The sequence below is a fragment of the Methylopila musalis genome, from assembly GCF_042679725.1.
In the GTDB taxonomy this organism is placed as follows: Bacteria; Pseudomonadota; Alphaproteobacteria; order Rhizobiales; family Methylopilaceae; genus Methylopila; species Methylopila musalis.
This window is the reverse complement of record NZ_JBHTMX010000440.1, coordinates 1-588: the sequence shown is the minus strand read 5'-3', so window position 1 is coordinate 588 and position 588 is coordinate 1. Positions and strand designations below refer to the sequence as shown.

1 pseudogene is annotated in these 588 nt (G+C 75.9%); it reads right to left on the bottom strand.

Annotated features, from left to right (window positions below):
- A pseudogene (locus ACFQ4O_RS18190) lies at positions 1–588 on the bottom strand (hypothetical protein); the annotation flags it as partial.

Genomic DNA, 588 nt, shown 5'->3' with positions numbered 1-588 from the left:
GGGCGCGCTCCTCGGCGGCTTCGCGCGCGGCCTTCTCCCGCTCCTCCGCCTCGATGCGACGGCGCTCCTCGTCCTGACGGCGCTTCTCCTCCGCCCGGCGGCGCTCTTCGGCGGCGGCGCGTTCGCGCGCCACGCGGGCGCGCTCCTGCATCTCCGCCTCCAGCGCCTCGATGCGACGCGTCTCCCGCTCCACCGCGCGCACCGACAGCCAGCCGGTGAGCGCCGAGGCGTCGAGCCGTCGAACGGGTGTGTTGAGCGGTCCGTCGAACGCCACGCCGAGCGGCGGCGTCTCCGTGGAGCGATCCCCCAGCAGCAGGTCCGCGTCGAGCGTCAGCTTCGACAGATCGACGGAGGCCGCGCCACCGATGTCGCCGCGCGCGGATTCGATCGGCCCGGAGCGCGCGACGCCGCCGGACACGCTGAACGCGGTGGCGGCGCGGGGCAGGGCGAGATCGCCTCTGGCGAGCAGCGGCTCCAGCGCGGCGGCGATCTTGGCCGCGTCGAGCGCAAGGCCGTTCTCCACCAGCGGCTCGATCCGGCGAAGCGCGCTCGGATCAAGCCGCGCCACCGCGCCGTCGCGCAGCGCGT